The following is a 25,949-nucleotide window of genomic DNA, read 5'->3' on the forward strand; positions in this document are numbered from 1 at the left end:
TGTCAGCCGGTGCTGCGCCGGAAGGTCGCGCGGTAGTCCCTCGGGCGTCGTCCGGTGTGTTTGGCGAAGAGGGCGGCGAAGGTCGCGGAGTCCTGGTAGCCGACCGCGGTGGAGATGCTGGCGACGGTACGGTCGGTGGTCTCCAGCAGGTGACGCGCACGGCGGACCCGCGAGGACTGCAGATATTCGAGCGGGCTCTGCCCCGTCTCGTCGGCGAAGCGCCGCAGCAGTGTCCGGGTGCTGACGTTGAAGGTGGCCGACAGCGCGGTGAGGTCGTACCGGGCGGCCAGGGTCTGGTCGAGGCGTCGCATCACACGGTGGGAGAAGTCGTTGCCGGGCCGGGGAAGCAGTCGCGCGTCGACGTAGGGCGTCTGGGACGAACGGGCGTCGTCGACGAGCGTGACCCGCGCGGTCCTCCGCGCCACGTCGGCGCCGCTGTGCCGACGGATCAGTTGCAGCGCGAAGTCGTACATCGCGCTGAAGGCCGCCGTCGTCGTCACCCCCTCGTCCGTGGCGACCATACGGTCGGGTCGGACATCGGCGTCCGGACAGCGCCGGGCCAGCTCGTCCGCGAAGAGCCACGAGGTCGTGGCCCGGCGCCCGTCGAGGAGCCCCGCCTCGGCGAGCAGGAAGGCACCGACGCAGATCGACACCACGGCATTACCGGTGGCGGCGTGCGAGCGGATCGCCGCGATCTCGGGGGCGAGAAGGGCGAGTTCGGCGTCCACGTCCAGGCCCGGCAGCAGCTCGAACCCGGGGACGACGAGGACGTCCACCTCGCGCAGAGGAGAGACAGCCAGGGCCGCGCCGCCCGACGCGGTGACGCGACGGCGGGGCGAGACGATCGACACCTCGTACCCCGCGTGGTCCGGGCCCGCGACGTGCGAGGCCATGGTCAGCAGATCGGGTACACCGAACACCTCGGACGCGAAGCACCCCGGATAGGCCAGAACACCCACACGCAGAGCGCTCACGCCCATGCCCGCCTCCTCGCCGTCGGCCCATGGCGAGATTACCCTCATCCATGGCGATCCGGCCCCTCGGTGCGCACGGGGACATGACGACACGCTGACACCATGAGTGCTGCCAACGGACGTCGTGACGACGCAATCACGGATTTCTCCCACCGCCTCGTGGACGTCGACGGGACGGTCAAGAAGGTGTACGTCGCGGGCAACGGGCCCGCCGTCGTGCTGATGCCGGAGATGCCCGGCATCAGCCCCGACGTCCTGCGGCTGGCACGGTGGGTGCGGGACGCGGGCTTCACCGTCCACGTCCCGTCGCTGTTCGGGACCGACGGCGCCTACCCCACGGCCGAGGAAGGCCGCGAGGTGGTCCGCCGGGCGTGCGTCAGCGCCGAGTTCCGCGCGTTCGCCGGGGGCGGCACCAGCCCCGTCACCGCGTGGCTGCGCGGGCTCGCGCGCCGGGCCCACGCCGAGTGCGGAGGCCCGGGCGTCGGCGCGATCGGGCTGTGCTTCACCGGCAACTTCGCCCTCACCATGGCGCTCGAACCCGCCGTCATCGCGCCCGTGGTCAACCACCCGTCCCTGCCGCTGGACGATCCCGCCGGACTCGAACTCGGCGACGAGGACGCGCGCGCCGTCCGCGACCGCATCGCACGCGACGGGCTGAAGGTGCTCGCGTACCGCTTCGACGACGACCGCTGGTGCACCGGCCAGCGCTTCGCCGCCTACCGCAGACTCCTCGGCGACGCCTTCGACGGCCGTGTCCTCACGGGCAGTCGTGCCAACACCGACCCGCCGCCGTTCTTCGCCGACGTGGTCGGATCCCCGCACAGCGTGGTCACCGCCCACCTCGTGGACGAGGAGGGACACCCCACCGTGCGGGCCAGGGACGAGATCCTCGCTTTCCTGACCGACCGACTGGGCCGACACACCTCCTGAGGGCCGAAGACACCGTCGTACGTCACGGCTCGGTGATCACCCGGGGGTCCGCGCCGGACGGGTCCACCGGGTCCGTAGGTGTGGACGGTTCAGTGATGCCCGGGGTACCGGCGGGCGGCGCCTGGGCGGGGGCCGGGCCGCCGGGCAGCACCAGCAGGCACACGGTCACCGCGGCGGCGGCAACCCCGAGAGCCGCGAAGGCGACCCTGCGCACGCGGCGTACGCCCCAACTACGCCCCTGCGGGGGTGCCTCGTGGCTCAGGTCGCGGTGGGTGACGAGCGCGGCGCGGGCGGCCAGCGCGGCGCGCACCCGGTCCTCGGTCGCGGACCGGCCGTCTTCGGCAAGCGGCTTCATCGGGCCGCCTCCAGCTTCTTCTCCAGGACGTCCAGCGCGCGGCTCGCGGTGGACTTGACCGTGCCCCGCGACAGACCGAGGGTGTGGGCGATTTGCGCCTCGGTCAGCTCCGACCAGTACCGCAGCACCAGCACCTCACGCTGACGCTGTGTCAACTGCGCGATTGCGTCGAGGACTTGACGATGCTCCTCGGCCAGCAGCAGCCCCTCGTCGACGGGCGGCCCGTACCCCTGGTGGGGCGGGGTGTAGCCGCGGGCGGTGCGGCGTCTGCGCAGCACGGAACGGGCCGCGTTGAGCACGGCGGTGTGCAGATAGGACGCGGGGTCCTTGAGTCCGTCCAGCGACGTGCCGTATCTGCGGCACACGGCGGCGAAGGCGTCCTGGACGACGTCCTCGGCGGTGTGCAGATCGTCCACCAGGAAGAGCGCGAGCCGCACCATGTCGAGCCGCCGCGCCCGGTACAGCTCGGTGAGCGTGGGCGGCGGCTCGTCCTCGTACGGTGTGCCGACCGACCGCAGACCGCGCCGGCGTACGGGCACGTCCTCGGTCCGGGACATCCGGGCGAGCAGCCGGGACCACCAGGGCAGCGCTGCGGGTATGGCGTACTGCATGAGCCTCGATCCGTTACGGAGGAGCGGGCCGGCCTGGGAAAAGGCCGGCCCGCTTCGTGGTGCCGTCGCTGCTACTTCTGGGCTCCGCTGCCCGGCTTGATGACCCGGGGAGCGTTCTCGGCCGGGGCGGACCCGGTGCCGGGCTTGGCGGCCGACTTGTCCGCCGTGGTGACCTTCGGCGTACCGGTGGACTTCGAGGCGGCGGGCTGCGACGCGGCCTGCGGGGCGGCGTCCCCGGTCGTGGTGACCTTCGGCGTGCCGGAGTCGGCGACGGCCTGCGCGGCGAAGCCGCCGCCGAGCAGCAGTGCGACACCGGTGACGGCACCCAGGACCCGGGGGCTGGGACGGAGGTTCCGCTTGGCGTGCGAGGACATGGCAATCTCCCGAGGAAGTGGTGAACACGGTCTGGTGCATCAGCTGAAGGGCGCCTTCACCCCACCAGACGTGCGACACCGCCCGGGGTTGCGACCACATCCGAGAAACTTCAGTGCTGCCCGTCCGTCGACGCACCGCGGTACTCGGGAAGGTCGCCGTCGCCGCCGAGGTTGGCGACGATACGGCGCAGGGCGTCGATCGTCGCCGCGTAGGCGGCATCGTCGATGCCCACCCGCATCCGCGCGTGCACCTCGGCGTTGCGGTCGCGGGCGCGCAGCCGCCCCGCCTCGCCCTCCTCGGTCAACGTCAGGGTGGCGTCGGTCTCCGCGATCCAGCCACGGGAGGCGAGGTCGGCGTAGACGGCGTCGAAATCGGTGTCCTGGTCGTCGTAGGGCGTCAGCTTCTCGGTGAGGGTGGCCCGGGTCCAGTGCCCCGGTGCCCCGGCTATGTGGTTGAGGCTCCACCAGTGCGGCTGGGTGAGGTCCTCCTCGGCCAGGGCGGTACGCAGACCGCCGATGACCAGGTCCGCGGCCTCTCTGCTCCAGAAGCCGATGGGCTGGGCGGCGAGCTTGTGCTGCGGGTATTCCTTGATCGTCATGCTGTTGACCGTAGAACCTCAAGGTGGCTTGAGGTCAAACGATCTCCATGTACGTCCGATCGCACAGGCACAGGTCGCGAAGGTCGCGCGTAGAGGCACCCCTCACTCATTCGCATGCGCTGATCCATACATAGCCGGATAAACCAGATAAAAAGATCTTGTTCCCATGCGGGGACGGTGCTGGTTCGCAGCGCGCAAGGCGAAGGGCAGTTCCCGGATGAGACGCTTCCTCAGACGTCGTGCACGAGCCAGGCGTTGGCCGTGCCGGGCGGTGACCCTCCCGCTGGGTTGCGCCGTGGCCGTCAGCACGGCCCTGCTCGGGCAGCCGCCTGCGGCCGCGTCGGCCCGCCCGTCACCCGCCGCCCCGCCGCCTTCTGCCACCCCATCAGCTTCTGTCACCCCGTCACCTTCCGCTCCGGCTCCATCGACGGCTCCACCGGCGGCCACCACCCCGCCTTCGGCGACCACCTCGGCATCGGCGACCCCTTCGGTGTCCGCCTTCCCGTCCGCCCCGGCATCCAGACCCGCGCCGTCCTCGCCCGCGGGCGCACGCGGCGCCGGTGCCCAGGCCGATCTGGAGGCCCGGTCCTCCATCGTGGGCGGGGACGAGGACGGGCCCGAGGCGCGGTCCGCCGCCGGAGTCGAGCGGGAGCCGGACGGCGTGTACGACTACGTCATCACCGCCGTCAACCACGGCCCCTCGCAGGCCGTCTCCGTGACCGTCACGGACGAGCTGCCCGCCTCGCTCGTCTTCGTCTCGTCCCGCGACGGCTGCACGGCGAGCGGCCGCACCGTCCGCTGCGGACCGCTGCCCCGGCTCGCCGTCGGCGAGTCCCACTCCTGGGTGGTGACCGTGCGGCTGGCGGACGACTACGAGGGCGACGGCCAGGACATCGTGAACTCCGCGTCCGTCTCGTCCCCGACCTCCGACCCGCACCCGGAGAACAACACGACCTCGGTGACGGGCCTGCCCGTGCACCCGGACTGGGGGCGTGCGGACCTGGCCCTGGCCAAGACGGCGGTCCTGGCCAAGGGGCAGCGCTGGGTCAGGCCCGGCGAGACGTTCGCCTACCGGATCACGGTGGACAACCGGGGTCCCGGTGCCGCCCGCCAGGTGCGGGTGAGCGATCCACTTCCGGGCGAGCTGAGCTTCGTCGAGTCGGCGGACGGATGCGCCCCGGACGGGGACGGCGGACGGACGGTCGTCTGCCCCGCCCTGGACCGGCTGGAGCCGGGCGCGTCGGTCTCGTACGAGATCACCGTGAAGGTCGCCAAGTCGCTGCCCCGGCACCTGCGGCAGATCGACAACATCGCGTCGGTCACCTCCGCGACCAGGGACCCCGACGAGAGCAACAACCAGAACGCCGAGAACACCACCGGCCCCGACGGCGGCCCGCTCCACGTCAAGCCGTGGCCGGATCCCGATCACACGGACGGCGAGCTGCCCGACACCGGCAGCGACATGCCGGACGGGCTTGGCTGGCTGGCCGGTTCGGCGGTCGCCGCCGGAGCCGTCCTGGTGGCAGCGGCACGCCGCCGCGTGACGTGCCGGGGACGGAAGCGGTGACGGCCCGGCGATATGCCCTCGTACCCCGCCGGGCCCGGCGCACGGGTACCGTCCTGCTGGCCCTGGCGGTCGTCCTGGGCCTGGGGGCCCTGTTCCAGCCCGCGACGGCCGTCGACCACGCCCGGGCTCCCAGGGCCCTGAGCTTCCCCGTCCATGAGGCCTTCGACAACGGCAACGACCTGGGCACCGCCACGGGAAGCGCCGCCTACCAGAGCGGCTGGCTGCGGCTGACGTCCGCCTCCAACAACCAGGCCGGATCCTGGCAGATGAAGGACTCGTTCCCCACCAGTCTCGGGATCGTCGCGGAATTCACCTACGCCACCTACGGCGGCAAGACGTTCGACGGCAAACGCGGCGACGGGATGGCGTTCTTCCTCGCCGACGGCAGCGCCGCCTCCGGGACGGGCGCGGGCGGCGGGGCCCTGGGCTACGCCTGTGCCGGCTTGTCCGTGCGCTGCACGTCCAACGGTGTGCCCGGCGGCTTCCTGGGGATCGGCCTGGACGAGTTCGGCAACTTCTCGGCCAACTCCACCGGAGCCAGCGGCCCGGGCACCCAGGCCAACAAGATCGTGCTGCGCGGCGGGGGCAACGGCACCACCGGCTACCGCTTCGGCACCTCGGCCGACGGCCCCGGCTCCACCGTGGAGACCGGCAGCCGGACCTCCTACCGCACCGTGCGGATCTCCGTGCAGCCCACCAACGGCAAGCTGCTGGTGTCGGTGTGGTCGGACTCCGGCCCGGGCACCGCGTCGACCAAGATCATCAGCGACTTCGACGTCTCCACCATCACCAACCAGCCGTCGCTCCCGTCCACCCTGCGGGTGGGCTTCTCCGGCGGTACGGGCGGCGCGACCAACATCCACGAGGTCGGCGACCTGACCATCAACGTGCCGGCCAACCTCACCGTCGCCAAGTCGGGCAGACCCGCCACGGTCGCGGCGGGGACGGGCCCGGTCACGTACACCGTCAAGGTCACCAACAGCGACGCCAACGACGTGACGGGAGCGATCGTCAAGGACCCGGTGCCCGGCCTCACCCAGGTGACCTGGAGGTGCACGGCCAGCACCGGCAGCGCCTGCGGCAGAGCCTCCGGCAGCGGCGACCTCGACACCACGGCGGACCTCCAGCGCAACGGCACCGTCACGTACACCATCACCGGCACCGCTCCCGCCCAGCCGACCACACTGCGCAACACGGCGACGGTGACCGCCCCGGACAACCGCACCGACACCGACACCAGCGACAACTCCGCCACGGCAGAGACCACCGTGACCGCACGTGCCGACGCGGAGGTGACCAAGGAAGGCATCGGAACGGGCCCGGTGCGCCCCGGTGAGGAGTTCGACTACCGGATCACCGCGCGCGACAACGGGCCGTCCGACACGCGCAACGTGAAGGCCACCGACACCCTGCCCGTCGGGCTGACCTTCGTCTCGTCCCCCGACGGCTGCACCGCCGTGGGGTTCTCCGTGACCTGTCCCACCGCCACCACGCTGAAGGCGGGCTCCGCCGTGTCCTGGACCATCCGGGTCAAACTCGGCGCCGCCTACCAGGGTGACGGCAGCGACCTGGGCAACGTCGCGAAGATCACCCACGATGTCACCGACCCGGACACCGCCAACAACACGAGCGACGCGGCGTTTCCGCCGGGCGGGATCACCCCTCCGGCGGCCGACCTGGTGACGGTGAAGAAGACGGCGACCACCGCCCGGGTGGCGCCGGGCGAGACCTACGCGTACACCGTGACGGTCACCAACCGCGGCCCGTCCGTGGCCCGCGCGGTCCGGATCCAGGACCCCCTGCCGACCCCCTTGACGTTCCTCTCCTCCGCCCACGCCTGCGCGGCGACCGACCGCACGGTCACCTGCGGGCCCGTCGCCGTGCTCACCCCCGGTTCCTCCGTGTCCTGGACGTTCACCGTCCGTCTGGACGCCGCCTACAGCGGCGACGGCACCGACGTGCACAACACCGCGACGGCCAGTGCCGACACGGCCGACCCCGACACAACCAACAACAGCGGCACCGCGGCCGTTCCGGGCGGCCGGCTCAAGCCGCCGACCGCCGACCTGGAATTCGCCAAGAAGGCCGACAGCACCCCTGCCTGACGCGGCCACCACCCGCCCGGCACCCCCACGCGTCCGTACAGCGGTGTACGGCAACCGGAGCACGAACGGAATCGATGCGAGATGAGAACGACACGACGTCGTCGGCGCCCCTGGGCGGGAGCGGCGTTCGCCGCACTGCTCTGCGCGCTGCCGCAGTGGGCCGGGCAGAGCCCGGCCGCCGCGGCCGACACTCCGCCCGGCGGCCTGATCACGTACACCCTCACGGCGAAGAACAACGGGCCGTCCGTGGCCCGCAATGCCACGGCGACCGACACCCTGCCCGACGGTATTTCCTTCGTTTCCTCGGCGGACGGCTGCTCGGCCGTCGGACAGACCGTCACCTGCGGCCCCGAGGGGCAGCTGGGCGTGGGGCAGACCAAGAAGTGGACCTTCCTCGCCCGGCTCAGTGCCTCGTACGAGGGTGACGGCTCGGACCTGGGCAACGCCGCGGTCGGCAAGTCGGACTCCACCGACCCCGACCCGGACAACAACAAGCCCAAGCCGGTGAAGCCACCGGGCCCCTTCACCCCGCAGTCCGACATCTCCGTGGTCAAGACGGCACTGGGCAGCGGACCGACGATTCCTGGTCAGGAGTACGAGTACGAGATCGACGCCTCCAACGCCGGACCGTCGGACGCCCGCAACGTCACGGCCACCGACACTCTCCCGGAGGGCATCACCTTCGTGTCGTCGGGCGACCCCTGCACGGCGTCCGGGCAGAAGGTGACCTGCGGTCCGCAGGCCAAGCTGGTCCCCGAGGCGACGGCCAAGTGGACGTTCAAGGTGAAGCTCAGCGCCGCCTACCAGGGTGACGGCGCGGACCTGCACAACACCGCCACCGCCACCTCGGACTCCAAGGATCCCGACACCACCAACAACACCAGCACCGCGGTCCTGCCGCCCGGCGGGGTCACCACACCGCAGGCCGACCTGTGGGCGGCGAAGCAGCCCGCGACCACCACCCCCATCGCACCGGGCGAGACCTTCGAGTACGCGGTCACCGTCCACAACGACGGCCCCTCGCGCGCCCTGAACGCAAAGGCGACCGACACCCTGCCCGCGCGGCTGACGTTCGTCGACTCGGCCGACGCCTGCACCGCCACCGGCCAGACCGTCAGCTGCGGTCCGCAGGCCGTCCTGGAGCCGGGCGCGTCCAGGACCTGGAAGTTCCGCGTCAGGCTCGACTCCGAGTACACCGGCGACGGCAGTGACATCCGCAACACCGCCACCGTCTCGTCCGACACCAAGGACCCCGTGTCGACCAACAACACCAGCTCCCCGGCCGGTCTGCCCGGCAGCACGGTCAACAGGCCCACGGCCGACCTGGCGGTGACCAAGACCGCCGTGGGGGACACCCCGCCCGCCCCCGGCACCACCTTCGACTACAAGATCACGGTGAAGAACAACGGCCCGTCGGCCGACGCGTACAACGTGAAACTCACCGACGACCTCCCCGAGGGCCTGTCGTACGTGTCGTCCTCCCCGGCGGGTTGCACGGTCGCCGGGCACGCGGTCTCGTGCAAGCGCACAGATCCGCTCAAGGTGGGCGAGAGCGTCGACTACGTACTCACCGTGAAGGTCGACCCCGCCTACCACGGGGACGGCAGCGACCTGAAGAACACTGCCAGGGTCACCGCCGACAACATCGACCCGAGCAGCGAGAACGACAGCGACACCGCCTCGCCCCCGGGTGGCACGGTCGCCGCGCCCTCCGCCGACCTGGCGATCGTCAAGAAGCCGGTCACGGACACGCCCGTTGCCCCCGGCGAGAGCTTCGAGTACTCGGTGACCGTCACCAACAAGGGCCCCTCCCAGGCGGAACAGGTCCAGGTCACCGACACTCTCCCCACCGCCCTGAGCTTCGTCTCCTCCGACGACACCTGCGCCTCGGGCCGAGCCGTCACCTGCGGCCCGCTGGCCGTACTGGCGCCCGGTGCGTCGGTGACCTGGGTGTTCAAGGTGAAGCTCGCCGCCACGTACACCGGTGACGGCTCCGACATCCACAACACGGCCACGGTGTCGTCGGCGACCAAGGACCCAGTCACCGGCAACAACTCCAGCACCACGGGCCCGCCCGGCAACAAGGTCAACAAGCCGACGGCCGACCTGGAGGTGTCGAAGCAGACACCCTGACCGGACATGGTGTACGGGGGCGGGCCGCACGACGGCCCGCCCCCGTACCGGTGGAGCGGGGGTGTCGATGACTCGCGTTCAGAAGCGCAGCGCCCACGAGTCGACGTAGCCGGTGTTCCCGGCGCGGGCGTCGAACACCCGCAGCCTCCACACCCCGTTGGCGGTCTCCGAGGAGGCGTCGATCGCGTAGACCACGGTGAAGTCCGTGACGATCCAGCCCTCCCATTCGTCCTTGATGGGATATGCGGTGCCGTCCGGGGCGATCACGTCGATCCGCAGGTCACCGGAGTCGGGGTGCTTGATGTCGATCTCGACGTCGAGGTCCGCCGGGGCGCGGCCGGACACGCCGCTCACGGTGACGGGGGAGTCGACGGTCGCCAGGTCGTCCAAAGGGTAGTCCGTGGTGTTCGCGAAGCGGCTGCCGGGCGGCCGTTGCGGTGAACTGCCCACGTACAGAAGCCGGTTGGGCGATCCGGTGCCCGGGTCGATGACGGATCCGGTCGTCGTCGAGGCGGTGAGTGCCGCGCCGACCTGGGCCGGGGTGGCCGTGCGGTGGTCGGCGAGGTAGAGCGCGGCCGCACCGGTGACGTGCGGTGTGGCCATCGAGGTGCCGGACATGGTCGTGTACCAGTCGTCGGACCAGTACGCGGCCGAGGTGATGGAGTCGCCCGGAGCGAACAGGTCCACCAGCGGCCCGTAGTTGGAGTACTCGGCGCGGTGGTCGTAGTCGCCGACCGCCCCGACCGTCAGCGCGGTCTGGACGCGGGCGGGGGAGTGGCCCGACGCGTCGATCGCCTGGTTGCCCGCGGCGACGGCGTACGTGATGCCGGAGGCGACGGAGTTGCGGACGGCGGCGTCCAGGACGTCGTCGGGGTCACCGCCCAGGCTCATGTTCGCCACGGCCGGTTTCACCGCGTTGCGGGTCACCCAGTCGATGCCCGCCACCACCTGCTCGGTGGTGCCCTCGCCCGTGTAGTCGAGCACCCGCACCGCGACGACCTTCGCCTTCTTCGCCACCCCGGAAGTGGTGCCCGCGACCGTACCGGCGACGTGCGTGCCGTGGCCGTGGTCGTCCTGCGCGGTCATGTCGTCATCGATGGCGTCATAGCCGTAGGAGGCGCGGCCGCCGAAGTCCTCATGGGTGATGTTGACACCGGTGTCGATGACGTACGCGGTCACCCCCTGCCCGGCCGAATCCGGGTAGGTGTAGCCCCCGGTCATCGGCAGCCGGCGCTGGTCGATACGGGCCAGGCCCCAGGAGGGAGGATTCGGCTGGGTGGCGTCGAGCCGGAGCGTCCGGTTCTGCGCCACCTCGGCGACCGCCGGGTCGGCGGCGAGGCGGCGGGCCTGACGCGCCGACAGATGGGCCGAGAAGCCGTTGAGTGCGGCGTCGTAGGTGCGGCGGACCTCGCCCCCGTACCGCTCGACGACGGCCCGGCCGCTCGCCGTACGCGAGGCGGCGCGGGCGGGGTTGAGGACGACGAGGTAGCTTCCGGCGACGGACCCCGGAGCACCGGCGTACTGAACGACGCCTTCCGGTGGTCCTGCGGCCGATGCCTGTGTGGTGCCGCCGAGCGTGAGCGCCGCGGCGAGCGCGATCACGGCGCCGCAGCGCCGTCTTAAGCGCGGTGTGATGGCCATCCGGCCAGGGTGACCGGTGCGGGTTGCGCGGACAAGGGTGGGCGGCAGTACTTGGGGGCCTTGGTGTGAATGAGGGGTGAGTGCAGTGGCGTGGGCCGCCGCTGGTGCTTCAGCCCCGCGCGGAGTGGGGTAAGGTTGCTCTCAAGCCGGTCGGCGGAACTTCCGCAACACGGCCGTGCGTTGGTGGTCCAAGGAAAGACATCCCGCTTCCTGCGGGGAGATGCAGGTGCAAGGCCTGCCCAGCGCTCCGATCCGATCCCCACTCCGCTTCCTGCGGGGTGGGGATCGCGCGTTTCGGCCGAACCGACTGCCAAGCGCGCCCAGTTTGCCCCCCGCTGTCGCGGCATGCCGGGCGTACGCAGATGGCGCCGCCGCATGGAACCGACGGAAATTCCGGGCAACCAGCCTCCCCTCCCGTATGTCTGTGCTCATATGCGAGCGCGTACCGAAGAACACCGTGACGTCGACTTCGCCGTTGCCTCCGTCGCGGCGCTGTTGGACCTGCTGCTCATCGGCTTCTTCCTCATGGTGGGATGTGACGGGATCTGGACGGCTGACTGGATGGGCTCTCCCGGCCCCGTGGACTCGACCGGCGCTTCGTATCAGGGGGACGTTGTGCGCTTCGCCGGGTGGGCATGTGCGGCAACGACTCTGTTCGGGTTGGTGTCGCGGTGCTGGGTCACCGCTGCGACCCAGCTCGTTCTGCTCGGCGGCGGCGCCCTGTTCCTCGCTTCACTGCCGACGTATTGGAACCCTTGACGCGCTGGAGTGGGGCACCGGTCCGGTGCTGAAGGATCAGGGGCTTCCCAGCAGGCGCGGCGGGTCGCCGCGGCCGCATGCCGCCGCAGTGACGTCGGTGACGCCGGGGACTGATCTACCTCCCCGCCGGATCACGCGTGGTCGGCAACTGCCACACGTACTCGAACGAGGCATGAATCATCTTGAAACCGTGTGCCCCCGAGCGGAAGAGGATCATCGGCAAGCCCACCGGGGCCTTGGGGGCGAGGAGGTTGGGGGAGTAGTAGCAGACGTGCGGGAAGATGTTTCCCCCGGTGCCACCGGTGGCACAGTGGTTCCATGTGTGGCCGTTACGTATCCACCCGTAGCCCCGAGGACCTGGTCCAGCTCTTCCAGGTCACCGACTGGCGTGCCGAGGAGGTGCTGGCGCCGAGCTGGAACGTCGCGCCGACCGACGAGGTGTGGGCCGTTCTGGAGCGCGCCGCGCGTGGGCACGACGGTGGCGCGCCGCGTGGCAGGCAGTTGCGGCCGCTGCGCTGGGGGCTGGTGCCGTCGTGGGCTGAGGACGTGAAGGTGGGGGCCCGGATGATCAATGCTCGGGTGGAGACCGTGCACGAGAAGCCCGCCTTCCGCCGTGCCTTCCTCAAGCACCGCTGCCTGCTGCCCGCCGACGGCTTCTACGAGTGGGAGCAGGTCAAGGACCACGGCACCGGCAAGGTCCGCAAGCAGCCGTACTTCATCCATCCCGAGGACGACCGGGTGATGGCGCTGGCGGGGCTGTACGCGTACTGGCGCGACCGGTCGGTCAAGCAGGACGACGATCCCGCCGCCTGGCTGGTGACCTGCACGATCATCACCACCGAAGCCACGGACGCGGCCGGCCGGGTGCACCCGCGCATGCCCCTGGCGCTCACCGAGGACCACTACGACGCCTGGCTCGACCCCCACCACCAGGACCCCGACGAGCTGCGCGCCCTGCTGACCCAGCCCGCGGGCGGCCACCTGGACGCCCGGCCGGTCGTCCCGGCCGTGAACAACGTACGCAACAACGGCCCCGAACTCCTGGAGGAGTCCGCGCCGTAGGCCGCTCCGGTGTGGGGGCCGTTGGTAGGGGTGGCCCCATCGATGCTCGGGGGACAGCCGTAGTGAGTGAGGTGGCTGTTCCGCCTAGCGTCTGACGGTATGAGACATATGCGGAACAGGGTGACGAGATCCCCTTTTGGTGGGCGTCAACGAACCGTGGCCGAGTGGGTGTTGGTGGCGCCAGTCGTCTCGGCGTCCATCACGCGCACTCCCAGCCTCAACCCCCTGCACCCCAAGGAGACTTCGTGACCCACCCCAGCCCCGCCCTTCGCCGTGCCTCGGCCGTGGGCCTCGCCCTCGCCGCCTGTCTCGGTACCACCGTCACCGCCTCGGCGGCCGCGCCCACCGCGTCGAAGTCCGGGGCCTCGCTCGACCGTTACTACGATCAGCGTCTGGGCTGGGGCAGCTGCGCCAAGGGCCCGGACGACACCATGGGCCGCGATCTCGACAAGGCCGGTGTGCAGTGCGCGGACGTCACCGTGCCGCTCGACTACACCGACCCTCGCGGCCGTACGATCACCGTCGCGATATCCCGGCTCAAGGCCACCGACACCCGCCACCGCATCGGCTCGATCCTGCTCAACAACGGTGGGCCGGGCGGCACCGCCCTGGAGTCACCGCCGGAGTTCCACGCGTGGATGAAGAAGGCCGGCCCGCGTTACGACATCGTCGGCTTCGACCCGCGTTTCGTCGGCCGCAGCACCCCGCTGGACTGCGGCTGGCCCGTCGGCACCAACCTCTTCTCGGCCGGTCTCGGCCGGGCGAGTTTCGAGCGCCAGGTCGCCCTCCAGAAGGACCTGGCCGCCAAGTGCCGTACCAGCAACGCCTCCGTACTGCCGCACGTCAGCACCCGTAACACGGCACGCGACATGGACGTCATCCGTGGCACGCTCGGTGAGAAGAAGATCTCCTACTTCGGTTACTCGTACGGCACCTACCTGGGCACCGTCTACACCCAGATGTTCCCCGGCCGCACCGACCGCATGGTCCTGGACGGCGCCATCGATCCGCGCGAGTTCGGTCCCCGGCTGCTCCAGCAGGCCGTCGGGGAGAACGAGAAAGCGCTGGCCGACTGGGCCATCTGGGCGGCCGCCCGCAACGACACCTACGGCCTCGGCCGCACCGGCGCCCAGGTCCTGGCCACCATCGACCGTGTCATCAAGACCTCCGCGCGCGGCCCGCTGACCGTCGGTACGGCCCCCGACACCTTCCAACTCGACGACACCCAGATCCCGTTCATCCTGCTGGCCGGGGTCGACAGCGACACCGACACGTCCCGGGCGTCCCTCGCCGAGCAGGTGTCCGTGCTGAACAAGGCCGCGGCCGGGCAGCCGACCCGGCTGTCGCCGGTCTTCGCCGCGACCCTGCGGCTCGCGATGACCGGCGAGCAGTCGCACCACGGCAGTGTGCAGTCGGCGATCATCTGCGGGGACAAGGCGGCCCCGCGCGACCCCGAGGTCTACTGGCGGGACATCGAGCGCACCCGTGCCGCATACCCGCGCTTCGGCGCGCTGGCCAACAACATCGGCCCGTGCGCCTTCTGGGACCAACCCCGTGAGAAGCCCACTCAGGTGAAGCACGACGCCGAGCTGCTGATCGTGTCCGCCACCGGCGACCCGCGCACCTCGCACAAGGGCGCCGTCGCCCTGCACGGCCTGCTGCCGAGCTCCAAGCTGATCACCGTCAAGGGCGCCAACCGGCACGCGGTCTACGGTCTGTACGGCAACGCCTGCGTCGACAACAAGGTCAACCACTACCTGGCCACGGGCAGGCTGCCCGCGGATGACCAGACCTGCGCCAAGTAGGCCGGTCAGCGGTGATCGGGGCAGGTCAGGACCGGTGGAGCGCATCGGTCGCGAGGGAGTCCAGTGCCACGCGGATGAGTGAGTTGACCGCGGCGGGCTGCTCCTGGTGGGCCATGTGCCCAGCCTGCTCGATGGTATGGAAGGTTCCGTACGGGGTCAGCGCGGCCAGCGTACGGGACACCTCCAGCGGTATCTCCGTGTCGTGACGGCCGTGCAGATAGGCCACCGGCACGGGTATCCCGGTCACCGCCTCGCGCGGGTCGTGGGACATGGCCTCGGTGAACAACTCGTCGATGAAGTGGCCCGATGCGAGGATCTGACGCACTGTCCGCCGTACGAGCTCGACCGGTGCGGCAGGACCGAACCACTTCGGGACCCAGTCGGCCACGGTTGCCGCGCGGTCGGTGGCGAGGGAGGAGATCAGGGAGCGCAGGGCACCGGCCATGCCCTGGCTCGGCCAGTACCCGGGCCCACTGATCGACACCACCCCGGCCACGTGCCGCGGTGCGCGAAGCGCGGTTTCCAGGGCGAAGGTGGCTCCGAGCGAACTGCCCACCAACAACGGCTTTTCCAGGCCGAGGTGCGAGATGAGGGCGAGTATGTCCTCCACGTTGGTCCGGGTGGTGTTGCCGGTGGGCGGGTGCTCCGAGCGTCCGCACCCCCGGCAGTCCACCGTGACCACGCGGTGGTCGGGGGCCAGGTCGGCGACCTGCGCGTCCCACACCCGGCCGCTGGTGCCCCAGCCGTGCAGGAACAGGACCGGCGTCCCGGCTCCGGCGTCCGTGTGGAAGAGCTTGACCCCGTTGACGGTCACGTACGGCATGAGCGGCATTCCTCTCTACGGCTCGCCACGCGGGATGCGAGGCGTCGCGCGGGCGACTTCATGACGCCAGTTCACCGCGCCCCGAGCAGACGACCAAGGTCCGGTTCGCTCGTACACTCATCAAGGATCGTGATGAATTCGGAGTGGCCGGAGGTAGGCGGTGGAACTGCGTCAGCTGCGGTACTTCGTGGCCGTCGTCGAGGAACTGCACTTCGGCCGGGCCGCGGAGCGACTGCACATCGTCCAGCCCACCGTCAGTCAGCAAGTCCGGCGACTGGAACGCGAACTCCGACTGGACCTCTTCGACCGCACCACACGCCAGGTCAACCTCACCGCCGCGGGCGCCGCGTTCCTGCCCCACGCCCGCGCCGTCCTGGCAGCCGAACGTGCGGGCCTCGACGCCATGGCCGACCACCGCGCCGAGCAGAACGCCGTCCTGCGCATTGGTACGAGTGTCGGCCTCGGGACCCGCCTCGAACACGTCCTGGCCGCGCTGGCGGAGAGCGCCCCCGCACTGACCGTCACACTGACGAGCTCCCCGACGGCCACCCGCCTGCGCGCTGTACGGGACGGTGAGCTGGACGCGGCCTTCGTACGCGGGGCGAGCCGCAGCCCGGGGCTCGATCTCCTCCCAGTCTGGAAGGACCCCCCCTGGTCGTGGCGCTTCCCGCGGCCCACCCCCTGGCCGCCGACACTGCCGTCCACATGGCCGACCTCGCCACCCTGCCCTTGCGGGTCGTCCCTGGCGAGACCAACCCCCACCTGGTGGACCTGGTGGTGACGGCATGCAACCACGCCGGGTTCGAGCCCGTCCTGGGCCCCGCCTTCACCACCGACCAGGACACCCTCGCCGCGATCGCCACGGGCCCACCCAGCTGGACGGTCTTCTACGCCGCCCAGGCCGCCCACCTCCCCGCCGGGCGCACGGTCTTCCGCCCCTTCGCCCCACCCGCCCCGATGGCCGAAACCTTCCTCGCAGTCCACCCCACCACACCCGCACACCGCCTGGCTCCTCCCCTGGCCGCCTGCCACGTCCAGGCATGACGGTTCGACTGCCGCGCAGTCGGCCGCGTACCCGGTGATCTCACGAAATCAAGGTCTTGAAAGGGTTGTCCTCTATGGAGATGGAGACGCCGTTCCTGCTGTGGGTCGAAGACATCTTTCGCATGCGGCAGGGGAGGGTGGTCATGCTGACAGGCCGCGTCGAGCGCGGGAGAGTGCGCAAAGGAGACGAGGTGGAGACCGTCGGCTCCGGCAGCGGCGTGACGGCCCGTGTCGCGGACATCGAGCAGAGCCGTGTACGTATCGACGAGGCGACTGAGGGTATGAACGTCGGCGTGCTGCTGCGCGGGATCGCGGCGGACGCGGTGGCGCGCGGGCAGGTGCTCGCGACGCCGGGTTCGATCAGCGCTCACGCCGCCTTCATCGCGGACATCGCGCTGTTGTCCGAGGAACAGGGCGGCGCGGAGGTGGTCCCCGGAGACCGTCTTCGCTTCTATACCGGAAGCGTCGCGGTGTTGGGTACCGTCACACCGCTCCACGGCGTCGATATGGTGCGGACCCTGCACCGGGCCGAGGTCAGGGTCGTACTCGAAGAGCCCGTAGCCCTGGAGGAAGGCTGGTCCTTCGCCTTTCGCCACCACAACCGTGCCGCCGGTTCCGGCACCGTGACGCGACTGGTGTGCTGAGCACCCGCGGCGCCGGGGGGCCGGGTCACCCCGAAGCCGCCCGTCCAGAGACCGGAATCCCCGCACGGCAGCGCCAACGCGCGTGAGAGGACAGGCGCTGATCATCGGCCTTGGGTCCAGGGGGAGTTATGAGCAGCGGTCAGGAAGTCACGAGCGGTGGGCACGGCGGTCCGGTCGCCCCGTGGCCGCTGGACCGCTTCTGAGCCCGGCGGGGCGGCCACCCGAGTGGGGGAGCCGGGTGGTTGGTATCCCCTTCGCGGGGCATTCCAAGGGGATGCCCCCGACACCCGTGGGGGCCCGCACACCGGGAGTCTCCATGACCGACTACGTCATCACCGTGCCGGGCACGTTCGTGCACGGGATCACCGACGCCCAGCGTTCCTCGGTGGAGCGGAAGCTGCGTCCGCAGGACCCGGCGAACACCGACTTCGGGGAGAGCGAGGAGCTGAGCCTGTTGACCGTCCAGGACGTCAACACGTTCTCCGTCCGCCTCGAAGTGGAGGCCGCGAGCCGCAGCGAGGCCGAGGCGAACGCGGTACGGCTGGTCTCCGCCGCCCTGCGCGACAGCGGATTCAGCGAGGAGGACGCCCCCTTGGGGCCTGCCGCGGTCACGGGGATCGACCGCGAGTTCTGAACGCGGCACGGTCCGGCCAGGGGGACGCTGGAGTCAGCCGTGCGGGTCAAGGAGTCAGGACCACCTTGCCCGTCGCGGTGCCCGACTCCGCCAGGCGCAGCGCCTCGGCGGCCCGGGTGAGCGGGAGTTGTGCGGAGATACGGGCGCTCACCTCGCCCCGGGAGACGGCGGCGAACACCTCGGTGAGGTCGGCCCGCAGGCGGGCGCGGAAGCGGTCCTTGCCGAGGGCGCGGCCGGCCCAGATGTTGTAGAAGTACGCGTGGCGGCCGTTGGGCAGGGCGTTCCAGAGCGAGGTGCGGGCGAGGATCTTCAGGACCGGCCACTGCTTGGAGCCGGTGTCGTCGCGGGTGGAGGCGCTGCCGTACGAGACGAGCGTGCCGCCGGGGGCGAGCAGGCGCCAGGAGTCGATCACGCTGCGGCCGCCGACGTGGTCGAAGACCGCGTCCACTCCGCCGGGCGCCAGCTCCCGGACCCGGGCGGCCACGTTGCCCGCGCGGTAGTCGACCGGGGTCACGTCGAGCTCGCGCAGGGCGTCGTGGTGCCGGGGCGACGCCGTGCCGATCACCTCGGCCCCGGCCGCCCGTGCCAACTGGACCAGCACCGAGCCCACCCCGCCGCCCGCGCCGTGCACCAGGACGGTCTGCCCGGCGCGCACCCGCGCCCGGCGGTGCAGCATCTGCCAGGCCGTGATGCCGTTGACCACCACGGTCTCCGCCTCCGCCGCCGTCAGGCCGTCCGGAACGGGTACGGCGTCGTCGGCGTCGACGACCACGTGGCTCGCCCAGCCGCCCACCTTCACCAGCGCGGCCACCCGCTGCCCGACCAGACCGGGGTCGACGCCCTCGCCGGTGCCCTGTACGCGCCCCACCAGGTCGTAGCCCGGCACGAACGGGAAGGGCGGCTGGTCGTAGTACCGCCCGCGGCGCATCTGCTGCTCGGCGAAGGAGACCCCGCTCGCCTCCATGGCGATCAGGATCTGGCCCCGGCCGGGCTCCGGTACGGCTCCGTGGCGGACCGTGAGGCCCTCCGGAGCCACGATGCCCGGCAGGACGACCTCGGTCAGGCGCTCGCTGGTCATGGCGATCCCTCTCTTCTGTAGCTGCTCGGTTGAAGCTGTCGCGTTCGTTAGAAGTTATAACTGGCAGCTTTTGTGAGAGTCAAGAGGGAAAGTGATAACCTCTAACTAGAGGTTGATGCTGTAGTCGTGAAGCCTGGAGGCGGGCATGGCCGAGTCGGACGCGAAGACTCCCCGGGAGCGCTACCGCGCCCAGGTGCGGGAGGAGATCAAGAAGCACGCCTGGGAGCAGATCGCCGACGCCGGGGCCTCCGCCCTGTCCCTCAACGCCATCGCCAAGCAGATCGGCGTGAGCGGGCCCGCGCTCTACCGGTACTTCGCCAACCGCGACGAGCTGATCACCGAGCTCGTCCGGGACGCCTACCGCAGCCTCGCCGACACCTTCCGGGCCCGCGCCGAGGCCGGTGCCGACCTCGCCGAACTCGCGCACGCCCTGCGCGAGTGGGCCCTGGCCGACCCCCAGCGGTACTTCCTGGTCTACGGCACCCCCGTGCCCGGATACCGGGCCCCCGAGGACACCACCAGGATCGCCTCCGAGATGATGGCCGTCCTCCTCGACGCCTGCGCCGCCGTCGCGCCGGACGCCTCCCCGGCGGCCCCGCTCGACGACCACCTCGCCGAGCACCGAGCCTGGGCGCGCGACCACCAGGCCCCGCCCTCGGCGCTCAGCCGCGCCCTCCTCTTCTGGACCCGCCTCCACGGCGTACTGTCCCTCGAACTCGCGGGCCACTTCACCGGCATGGGATTCGACCCCGCGGAGCTCTACGCCGCCGAGATTCGAGCACTCGCGAACCCGTGACGGTTCCTCACATGCGCGGCCGCTCGCTCAGCTCGACGGAGATGTGCGGCGACAGCGTCCGCAGGAAGTCGGCCGCGTCGAAGAGCGCCCCGGCGGAAGCGACACCGAGCGTCCGCGTCCGCCCGGCGAGGATGCGGTGGACCGCTTCCACCGCGAGCGGTGCGCTGACGGCGTAGATGTCCCGGCCCCTCGCCACGGCACGCCGCTCGCGGCCGTCGGAGCGCACGACGACGTCGACGAGGAAGGTCTGTGCGGACCGGCCCCGCTCGTCGACGGCGGCGGGCGCCGGGGAGTCCGGGGTGAGCACGTCCTTGATCGCGTCGACCGTCATATACGTGCTGAGCTCGGCGACGGGCAGATGGGTGGGTGCGGTGACGACGTCGGCCGTCAGGAACTCCCCGTAGACGGTCCTGGAGCCCAGCGGGTCGGGAAAGACCCAGTCCAGCGTGGGTGCGCTGTCGTCGCGGTACTCCATCCGCCCGTCGGCGAAGCGCAGGCGCCGACCGCCGCGCCGCGCCCGGGAGACCGCGCCCGACGCCCGGGTCGCCGGCGTCGGGTGCCAGCTGTCCAGCGCGTACGCGATGTGCGCCTCGTCGGCCTTCTCCCAGTCCCCCAGCGCGGCGGTGGCCAGCAGGTCGCCGAGCCCGCCGAAGAAGGCCATCGCCGGGAGCACCACCGCCCCGGTGGCGCGGGCACGGTCCGCGAAGTGCGCGAATGTGTCGAGGGTTGCCTCGACTTCGCCCGCCACGTCCACGTACGGGATACCGGCGCGCAGCGCCGCCTCGACCAGCGGCGCGGCCGTCGTCGCGAAGGGCCCCGCGCAGTTGATCACGGCCGCCGCACCCGCCAGTGCCCGGTCGAGCGCGGCAGGATCGTCGACCGGCGCCGGACGTACATCGGACCCGTCCATGGCCACCGCCTTGAGCTTGTCGGCGTCGCGGCCGGACAGGACCGGCACGAAACCGCGCTCCAGCAGCTCCGCCACCACGAACCGGCCGGTGTGCCCGTACGCGCCGTACACCGCCACCATCTGCCCCGCCACCATTGGTTTCTCCCCACTTCGTGTGTTCGTGTCCCGCGTCCCGGGCTGATCACCTGCGATCATCTTGGCTCGCCCGGACACCCCGCCGTGAGTGTCTGGAACGACATGACCCGTACACTTCCGGACATGACCACTGTCGCGCTGGCCGTCACCGACGGGATGTTGCACTTCGAACTCTCCGTGGCGTACGAGGTCTTCGGCTCCAAGCCGGACAGCGTGGACGTCCCCTGGTACGACCTCGAAGTCTGCGGAGGTGGGGCCGTGCGGTTGGGCCGGTTCGTGCTGGAGCCCGACCACGGCCTGGACCGGTTGAGCGGGGCCGACACGGTGATCGTCCCGGGTTGGGTCGACCCGGACGTGGAGCCGCCCGCCGACCTGGTCGACGCGGTGCGCGCGGCCCACGAGGCGGGCGCGCGGGTGGCGTCGCTGTGCACGGGTGCGTTCGTGCTGGCCGCGGCCGGGCTCCTGGACGGGCGGCGCGCGACCACGCACTGGGCGCACACCGACGACCTGGCCGCGCGCTGGCCCCGCGCGGACGTCGATCCGGACGTGCTCTACGTGGACAACGGCAGCGTGCTCACCTCGGCGGGCAAGGCCGCGGCGCTGGACCTGTGCCTGCATCTGGTCCGCCTCGACCACGGCTCGTCGGTGGCCAACGCGGTCGCCCGCCGCCTGGTCGTACCGCCGCACCGGTCCGGCGGCCAGGCCCAGTTCGTCACCACCGCGGTGCCCGCCCGGGACGACCATCCGCTCACGGCGCTGCTGCCCTGGGTGCTGGAACGGCTGGACCGGCCGCTGACGGTGGAGGACCTGGCGCGCCGCGCGCGGATGAGCTCGCGCAACCTGAGCCGCCACTTCCACGCGGCGACCGGCACCACACCCTTGCAATGGCTGCTGACCCAGCGGATCCGCCGCGCCCAGGAGCTGCTGGAGAAGACCGACGACAGCGTCACCTCCATCGCGACGGCGACCGGCATGGGCACCGCCACCACACTGCGGCGGCACTTCAACCGCACGGTGGGTGTGCCGCCGGACGCCTACCGCCGTACGTTCCGCTTGAGGTCCGGCCCCGACGGGGGTGTCACAGCCAACCGTGTCGCTGTGCCTGTAGAGCCAGTTGGAAGCGGTTCGCCGCGCCCAGTTGAGCCATCAGGATCTGCAGTCGGCGGAACAGCGTACGCCGGCTGAGCCCCAGCTCGCGGGCGATGACGTCGTCGCTCGCACCGCCCGCGAGCAGCCACAGCAGACGGCGGTCGGCGGGCGGCACGCCGCCGGGGAGTGCGGTGCTGCCGTGGAACGGCAGGGCGTTCTGCCAGGACTGCTCGAACAGCGCGATGAGCGCGGAGAGCAGACCGCAGGGCTGCACGACCAGCATGGTGTTGTGCACGTCGGCCTCTTTGATCGACAACGACACCAGCGCGTACGCCTCGTCGATGATCACGAGTTTGACCGGCACCGACGGCAGCACCCTGGCCTGCTCACCGGCGTTGACGCACGGCTCGATCGCCTCCTTGAGATGACCCGGGTACTCCAGCGACTCCCGCGAGTACACGACGCGCTGGGTCACACCGCGGGCGAGCGTGGCCAGCGCGTCGTCCGTGGCGCCGGGCAGGGTCAGGTAGGGAGGCGACTCCAGCTGCCGGATCTGCTCGCGGGCGCTCGCCCAGGCCTGCCGGATCCGGGGGCCGACCGCGTCGCCGGTGACGACCTCGACGAGGTTGTCGTTGTACGCGGCGAGCCGCTGGCGCCGGAACGACTCGAACGCGCCCCCGACGGCGATCCGCGACTCCTCGACCTCCGCCGCCCGGTGCCGGGCCAGGATCTCCAGACCTGCGGCCGGCGGGACCGGGGCCACCACGTCCCCGCCCTCCTCGGCGGCACTGGCCAGACCGGCGTCCACCAGCGCGCCGTACGCCGCGGTGAGCTCGGCGCCCTCCAACCCTGCCGCGGCCGCGATCGCGCTCAGCGGGGCGGGGGCGAGGTCGAGCAGCGCCAGATAGACCCGGCCCGCCGCGTGATCGATGCCCAGAAGCCGCAGGGCCTCACCGAGTTTCGCGTTCGTCATGTGCCGCATTATCGACGGCCCGGGCCGGACGTGATGGCCGATCTGTGCCAGTGGCACTGCTCGGCACCCGGCGCGCGCGGTGCGGGGTAGCGTCCGCCGAGGAAACGCACCCAGCGGTTCCAGCTGGACGTTCCCTCCAGAAGCCCCCTCCAGAGGAAGGTGTACGCCGTGGCGAAAGGCCGGAAGAACGGTCTCTACTCAGGGATCTCCGAGGAACTGTCCGCGCTGATGCGGACGGGGTGGGCGGACACCGAGCGGCACGACCTGCGCCCCGACGAGCAGGCCCCGTACGCCGCCGCCCGCCGCGCCGCGCTCTCCGCGCGCTTCCCGGGCGAACGCCTCGTGATCCCGTCGGGCAACCTCAAGACCCGCTCCAACGACGACAGTTACCCCTTCCGGGCGTACACGGGCTACGTCCACATGACCGGGGACCAGGCCCGGGACGGCGCGCTCGTCCTGGAACCCCGGGCGGACGGCGGCCACGACGCCTACTGCTACCAGCTGCCGCGCGACAGCAGGGACGACAACGAGTTCTGGACCGGCGCCCACGCCGAGCTGTGGATGGGCCGGCGCCGCTCGCTCGCCGAGTCCGCGGTCGTCCTCGGACTGCCCTGCCGCGACGTCCGTACGGCGGCCGAGGATCTCGCCTCCTCCGGCGCGCCGACCCGGATCGTCCGCGGCATCGACCCGTCGCTCGAAGGCGCGGTCGCCACCGAGGAGGAGCGCGACGCCGAACTGGAAGAGGCGCTGAGCGACCTCCGCCTGGTCAAGGACGAGTGGGAGGTGGCCGAGCTCCGCAAGGCCGTGGACTCCACCGTGCGCGGCTTCACCGACGTGATCGGCGAGCTCTCCCGGGCGATCGCCTCGTCCGAGCGGTGGATCGAGGGCACGTTCTTCCGCCGCGCGCGCCTGGAGGGCAACGCCGTCGGCTACGGCACGATCTGCGCTGCGGGCGAGCACGCCACGATCATGCACTGGACGGACAACGACGGCCCGGTCCGCCGCGGTGACCTCCTCCTGCTCGACGCCGGCGTGGAGACGCACACCCTCTACACCGCCGACGTCACCCGCACGCTCCCCAGCAGCGGCACCTTCACGCCGCTCCAGCGCAAGGTGTACGACGCGGTGTACGAGGCCCAGGAGGCCGGGATCGCCGCCGTCAAGCCGGGCGCCGCGTACCGCGACTTCCACGAGGCGTCCCAGCGCCACCTGGCGGCCCGGCTCGTGGAGTGGGGCTTCATCGAGGGCCCGGCGGAGCGTGCGTACGAGCTCGGCCTCCAGCGCCGCTTCACCATGGCGGGCACGGGTCACATGCTCGGCCTCGACGTCCACGACTGCGCGCAGGCGCGCAACGAGGAGTACGTCGACGGGGTCCTCGAAGCGGGCATGGTGCTCACCGTCGAGCCCGGCCTGTACTTCCAGCCGGACGACCTCACCGTGCCCGAGGAGTGGCGCGGTATCGGCGTCCGGATCGAGGACGACCTGGTCGTCACGGCCGACGGCCACGAGAACCTGTCGGCGGGCCTGCCGCGCTCGGCGGACGAGGTCGAGGAGTGGATGGCCCGCCTGGGGGGCTGAGCCTCCGCCCCCCGAGGCCGGTACCCCGAGAGGGTGCCGGCCTCGGGGGAAGCGCCGTACTTCAGGAAGGCTCCGCGCCGAAGCGCCAGGCCTCGATGTCGCGGTAGTGGATCGGTCCCGGCCCGCGGCCGATGTTGCTGGCGACCAGATGCAGGCGCTCGGCCGACCACGGGCGGCCGGTGAACGCGGCGAGCCCGGCGGCGGCCTCCACCACGATGGAGGTGTCGTCACGGCGGGACCGGGCCAGCGTCAGATGGGGCCGCAGGGGCCGGTCCTCGAAGGCGACACCGCACGCCCTGACCACGTCACGTACCTCCTTGGTGAGCAGGTGCAACCCTTCGAGGTTCCCCTCGACCCCGCTCCACAGCACCCGCTCGTCGAAGTGCCCGCCGCCGCGCAGTGCCAGTCGCAGGGGCTGGTTCACCGCCGCGAGATCCGCGAGCGGCGCCTGGAGGAGCGGGACGGTCGCCACCGGAAGCTCACCGAGGAACGCCAGGGTGATGTGCCAGTCCTCGATACGGTTCCACCGCAGCCGGGGGTACGCGGCATAGGCGGGCCGCAGCTCCCGCGCCAGCTCTTCCTTGGCGTCGTCGGGCGGGGCGAGCGCTATGAACACGCGGACGGTCGAGGGCTGAATCTGTTCCTTCACGCATGCTTTCGTACACCATCGAGTGCGGGAACGAGGAGCGGGCACCCTCGCGGCGGCGGCAAGACCGTCCCAAGTCGTCCCACCTCGTCCCAACCCGTTGTCGGACAGCCGGCGTGCTTTCTACTCTCCCGGGACCACTCCAACGTCACGAGGAGAATTCCATGCGCAGATCACGCACGGTTCCCGGCGCACGCAGGGGCAAGGTCCGCATCGGCGCGGCCGGTGCGATCGCTGCCGCCGCACTCGCCACCACGTTCCTCGCGGCACCCAGCGCGAGCGCGGCCGGCGCCAACTGGAGCGGCTGGTCGGGAAGCTGCTTCGGGTGGACGACCTGGGACGCCAACCACGTCACCGGACACACCTGGGACCACTCGTACGACACCTGCAAGATCACGATCTATCAGTGGGACAGCGCCCGCCCCAACCAGGGTTCCTCCAACTCCGGCTATATAGCGGCCCCCGACCGGGGAGCCGACACGGCCACCTACTGGCACGGGTTCGCCTCCTCCGGCGGCCGCCTGGAGGACAACGTCTGTGTCCAGGACCTCTCCACGGGCGCCGCCCCGGCATGCAGCGGCTGGGTCTACAACTAGCCGCCGCGACCACGGGGATTCTCCGGGGGCTGCCGGGCCCGGGCCCGGCAGCCCCCGGAGCGATCGGGGCCGGGGGTATCCCCCTGCC

The 25,949-nt window shown here is 71.3% G+C and carries 26 protein-coding genes; 15 read left to right on the forward strand and 11 right to left on the reverse strand.

The window, feature by feature from the left end:
* Window positions 1-2: 2 nt before the first annotated feature.
* Complete coding sequence (locus IE252_RS03370; RefSeq protein ID WP_229847916.1) at window positions 3-974, reverse strand: GlxA family transcriptional regulator; 972 nt, start codon at window positions 972-974, stop codon at window positions 3-5.
* A gap of 102 nt (window positions 975-1,076) precedes the next feature.
* Here IE252_RS03370 and IE252_RS03375 point away from each other — a divergent pair, with 102 nt between their 5' ends.
* Complete coding sequence (locus tag IE252_RS03375) at window positions 1,077-1,904, forward strand: dienelactone hydrolase family protein (RefSeq protein WP_190087692.1); 828 nt, start codon at window positions 1,077-1,079, stop codon at window positions 1,902-1,904.
* Window positions 1,905-1,926: 22 nt separating this feature from the next.
* Here IE252_RS03375 and IE252_RS03380 read toward each other — a convergent pair whose 3' ends face one another.
* The 4 genes from IE252_RS03380 to IE252_RS03395 all read right to left on the reverse strand — a co-directional run bounded on the left by IE252_RS03380 (window position 1,927) and on the right by IE252_RS03395 (window position 3,843).
* Window positions 1,927-2,259, reverse strand: a complete 333-nt coding sequence (locus tag IE252_RS03380) for a hypothetical protein (RefSeq protein WP_190087693.1) — start codon at window positions 2,257-2,259, stop codon at window positions 1,927-1,929.
* Window positions 2,256-2,870 carry a SigE family RNA polymerase sigma factor gene (locus IE252_RS03385; protein WP_190087694.1) on the reverse strand — a complete coding sequence of 205 codons (615 nt, stop codon included), beginning with the start codon at window positions 2,868-2,870 and terminating at the stop codon, window positions 2,256-2,258. Before IE252_RS03385 ends, IE252_RS03380 begins: the two co-directional genes overlap by 4 nt.
* Window positions 2,871-2,941: 71 nt before the next feature.
* Window positions 2,942-3,244: a hypothetical protein gene (locus IE252_RS03390; RefSeq protein WP_190087695.1), complete on the reverse strand. Its 303-nt coding sequence runs from the start codon at window positions 3,242-3,244 to the stop codon at window positions 2,942-2,944.
* Window positions 3,245-3,354: 110 nt separating this feature from the next.
* Window positions 3,355-3,843 carry a winged helix DNA-binding protein gene (locus IE252_RS03395; protein WP_190087696.1) on the reverse strand — a complete coding sequence of 163 codons (489 nt, stop codon included), beginning with the start codon at window positions 3,841-3,843 and terminating at the stop codon, window positions 3,355-3,357.
* A gap of 490 nt (window positions 3,844-4,333) precedes the next feature.
* Here IE252_RS03395 and IE252_RS03400 point away from each other — a divergent pair, with 490 nt between their 5' ends.
* The 3 genes from IE252_RS03400 to IE252_RS03410 all read left to right on the forward strand — a co-directional run bounded on the left by IE252_RS03400 (window position 4,334) and on the right by IE252_RS03410 (window position 9,648).
* Window positions 4,334-5,410, forward strand: a complete 1,077-nt coding sequence (locus tag IE252_RS03400) for a DUF11 domain-containing protein (protein WP_190087697.1) — start codon at window positions 4,334-4,336, stop codon at window positions 5,408-5,410.
* The gene (locus IE252_RS03405) at window positions 5,407-7,515 is read left to right on the forward strand and encodes a DUF11 domain-containing protein (protein WP_190087698.1); all 2,109 of its coding nucleotides are present in this window, start codon (window positions 5,407-5,409) and stop codon (window positions 7,513-7,515) included. The genes IE252_RS03400 and IE252_RS03405 overlap by 4 nt, the downstream gene beginning before the upstream one ends.
* A gap of 81 nt (window positions 7,516-7,596) precedes the next feature.
* Window positions 7,597-9,648, forward strand: a complete 2,052-nt coding sequence (locus IE252_RS03410) for a DUF11 domain-containing protein (protein ID WP_190087699.1) — start codon at window positions 7,597-7,599, stop codon at window positions 9,646-9,648.
* Between the two features lie 78 nt (window positions 9,649-9,726).
* Here the strand turns inward: IE252_RS03410 and IE252_RS03415 are convergent, their stop codons facing one another.
* The gene (locus tag IE252_RS03415) at window positions 9,727-11,289 is read right to left on the reverse strand and encodes a S8 family peptidase (RefSeq protein ID WP_190087700.1); all 1,563 of its coding nucleotides are present in this window, start codon (window positions 11,287-11,289) and stop codon (window positions 9,727-9,729) included.
* Window positions 11,290-11,664: 375 nt separating this feature from the next.
* On the opposite strand from IE252_RS03415, the gene IE252_RS03420 reads away from it, so the two are divergent.
* The 3 genes from IE252_RS03420 (at window position 11,665) to IE252_RS03430 (ending at window position 14,915) form a co-directional block, all read left to right on the forward strand.
* On the forward strand, window positions 11,665-12,048 hold the full coding sequence (locus IE252_RS03420) for a hypothetical protein (RefSeq protein WP_190087701.1): 384 nt from the start codon (window positions 11,665-11,667) through the stop codon (window positions 12,046-12,048).
* 318 nt (window positions 12,049-12,366) lie between these two features.
* Window positions 12,367-13,110: an SOS response-associated peptidase gene (locus IE252_RS03425; RefSeq protein ID WP_190087702.1), complete on the forward strand. Its 744-nt coding sequence runs from the start codon at window positions 12,367-12,369 to the stop codon at window positions 13,108-13,110.
* A gap of 245 nt (window positions 13,111-13,355) precedes the next feature.
* Complete coding sequence (locus IE252_RS03430) at window positions 13,356-14,915, forward strand: alpha/beta hydrolase (RefSeq protein WP_190087703.1); 1,560 nt, start codon at window positions 13,356-13,358, stop codon at window positions 14,913-14,915.
* 25 nt (window positions 14,916-14,940) lie between these two features.
* On the opposite strand, the gene IE252_RS03435 is transcribed toward IE252_RS03430, so the two are convergent.
* Window positions 14,941-15,738, reverse strand: coding sequence for an alpha/beta fold hydrolase (locus IE252_RS03435; protein ID WP_190087704.1), 798 nt, complete (start codon window positions 15,736-15,738; stop codon window positions 14,941-14,943).
* 160 nt (window positions 15,739-15,898) lie between these two features.
* On the opposite strand from IE252_RS03435, the gene IE252_RS43895 reads away from it, so the two are divergent.
* The 4 genes from IE252_RS43895 (at window position 15,899) to IE252_RS03455 (ending at window position 18,060) form a co-directional block, all read left to right on the forward strand.
* Window positions 15,899-16,519: a LysR family transcriptional regulator gene (locus tag IE252_RS43895; RefSeq protein WP_190087705.1), complete on the forward strand. Its 621-nt coding sequence runs from the start codon at window positions 15,899-15,901 to the stop codon at window positions 16,517-16,519.
* Window positions 16,444-16,782 (forward strand): type 2 periplasmic-binding domain-containing protein, encoded by a 339-nt coding sequence (locus IE252_RS43900; RefSeq protein ID WP_268248384.1) that lies wholly within the window; start codon window positions 16,444-16,446, stop codon window positions 16,780-16,782. Before IE252_RS43895 ends, IE252_RS43900 begins: the two co-directional genes overlap by 76 nt.
* Before the next feature lie 74 nt (window positions 16,783-16,856).
* On the forward strand, window positions 16,857-17,426 hold the full coding sequence (locus IE252_RS03450) for an EF-Tu/IF-2/RF-3 family GTPase (RefSeq protein WP_190087707.1): 570 nt from the start codon (window positions 16,857-16,859) through the stop codon (window positions 17,424-17,426).
* 316 nt (window positions 17,427-17,742) lie between these two features.
* Window positions 17,743-18,060: a hypothetical protein gene (locus IE252_RS03455; RefSeq protein WP_190087708.1), complete on the forward strand. Its 318-nt coding sequence runs from the start codon at window positions 17,743-17,745 to the stop codon at window positions 18,058-18,060.
* A gap of 46 nt (window positions 18,061-18,106) precedes the next feature.
* On the opposite strand, the gene IE252_RS03460 is transcribed toward IE252_RS03455, so the two are convergent.
* Complete coding sequence (locus IE252_RS03460; protein WP_190087709.1) at window positions 18,107-19,138, reverse strand: medium chain dehydrogenase/reductase family protein; 1,032 nt, start codon at window positions 19,136-19,138, stop codon at window positions 18,107-18,109.
* A 145-nt stretch (window positions 19,139-19,283) separates the two neighbouring features.
* Here IE252_RS03460 and IE252_RS03465 point away from each other — a divergent pair, with 145 nt between their 5' ends.
* Complete coding sequence (locus IE252_RS03465) at window positions 19,284-19,934, forward strand: TetR/AcrR family transcriptional regulator (protein WP_190087710.1); 651 nt, start codon at window positions 19,284-19,286, stop codon at window positions 19,932-19,934.
* 7 nt (window positions 19,935-19,941) lie between these two features.
* Here IE252_RS03465 and IE252_RS03470 read toward each other — a convergent pair whose 3' ends face one another.
* Window positions 19,942-20,979 carry a saccharopine dehydrogenase family protein gene (locus IE252_RS03470; RefSeq protein ID WP_190087711.1) on the reverse strand — a complete coding sequence of 346 codons (1,038 nt, stop codon included), beginning with the start codon at window positions 20,977-20,979 and terminating at the stop codon, window positions 19,942-19,944.
* 123 nt (window positions 20,980-21,102) lie between these two features.
* On the opposite strand from IE252_RS03470, the gene IE252_RS03475 reads away from it, so the two are divergent.
* The gene (locus IE252_RS03475) at window positions 21,103-22,164 is read left to right on the forward strand and encodes a helix-turn-helix domain-containing protein (protein ID WP_190087712.1); all 1,062 of its coding nucleotides are present in this window, start codon (window positions 21,103-21,105) and stop codon (window positions 22,162-22,164) included.
* On the opposite strand, the gene IE252_RS03480 is transcribed toward IE252_RS03475, so the two are convergent.
* Window positions 22,058-23,041 (reverse strand): LuxR family transcriptional regulator, encoded by a 984-nt coding sequence (locus IE252_RS03480; protein WP_190087713.1) that lies wholly within the window; start codon window positions 23,039-23,041, stop codon window positions 22,058-22,060. The genes IE252_RS03475 and IE252_RS03480 overlap by 107 nt on opposite strands.
* A gap of 168 nt (window positions 23,042-23,209) precedes the next feature.
* On the opposite strand from IE252_RS03480, the gene IE252_RS03485 reads away from it, so the two are divergent.
* Window positions 23,210-24,619 (forward strand): aminopeptidase P family protein, encoded by a 1,410-nt coding sequence (locus IE252_RS03485; protein ID WP_190087714.1) that lies wholly within the window; start codon window positions 23,210-23,212, stop codon window positions 24,617-24,619.
* A gap of 61 nt (window positions 24,620-24,680) precedes the next feature.
* On the opposite strand, the gene thpR is transcribed toward IE252_RS03485, so the two are convergent.
* The gene (thpR, locus tag IE252_RS03490; RefSeq protein ID WP_190087715.1) at window positions 24,681-25,268 is read right to left on the reverse strand and encodes an RNA 2',3'-cyclic phosphodiesterase; all 588 of its coding nucleotides are present in this window, start codon (window positions 25,266-25,268) and stop codon (window positions 24,681-24,683) included.
* A gap of 161 nt (window positions 25,269-25,429) precedes the next feature.
* Between thpR and IE252_RS03495 the strand changes: the two genes are divergently transcribed.
* A complete protein-coding gene (locus IE252_RS03495) occupies window positions 25,430-25,861 on the forward strand; it encodes a hypothetical protein (protein ID WP_190087716.1) in 432 nt (143 codons plus the stop codon).
* Window positions 25,862-25,949: the final 88 nt, after the last annotated feature.

The organism is Streptomyces melanogenes (genome assembly GCF_014649795.1).
GTDB lineage: Bacteria > Actinomycetota > Actinomycetes > Streptomycetales > Streptomycetaceae > Streptomyces > Streptomyces noboritoensis.